The sequence below is a fragment of the Sphingobacterium endophyticum genome (genome assembly GCF_009733535.1).
GTDB classification, from domain to species: domain Bacteria; phylum Bacteroidota; class Bacteroidia; order Sphingobacteriales; family Sphingobacteriaceae; genus Sphingobacterium; species Sphingobacterium endophyticum.
Genome location: NZ_SMMI01000049.1, coordinates 1 through 586, shown reverse-complemented (window position 1 = coordinate 586; position 586 = coordinate 1). Strand labels below are relative to the sequence as shown.

The following is a 586-nucleotide window of genomic DNA, read 5'->3' as shown; positions in this document are numbered from 1 at the left end:
CTGCAATCAACACGGTCAATGAAAGAATTTGAGGAAGGGTCTGTGAAATTCATCATTCGTTCGAAAGATAACAGAAAATTTGAAGAGATTGAATCATTTCTTGACGCGAAAGAATCTCCAAAATGGGATGATTGGGAAGTGCTGAAAGACAGCAAGGTAAAGCTTTACACTGGAAGCCCCGTCCAGAACAAACGGGGCAAACTGCATTACCGGCAAGAGAAAGTAGAAACCTTATTCCGTTTGGTGGTCATCATGAACCAAAAAACGAACAAAGAATTCTGGTTCCTGACCAACGAATTTAAACTCTCTGCCAAGGAAATTTCTGATTATTACAGAAAGCGGTGGGACATTGAAGTGTTTTTCAGGTTCCTGAAACAGGAACTCAACCTAAGTCACCTGGTTTCAATGAACAAGAACGGGATTGAAGTGATGGTCTATATGACAATGATTGCAGCGATGCTTTTGTTGATCTACAAAAAAGCCAATAATCTGGGCTACAAAACCGCTAAAAGACGAATAGCCATGGAGCTCCGGGATATGATAACTGCTATTCTAATCATATTTGCAGGAGGCGACCCAGGTAAAG

1 protein-coding gene is annotated in these 586 nt (G+C 41.1%); it reads left to right on the top strand.

What is annotated here, in order from left to right; all coding sequences use genetic code 11:
• On the top strand, positions 1–586 hold a 586-nt coding region (locus E0Y80_RS20535; protein WP_197091710.1), incomplete at both ends, for a transposase.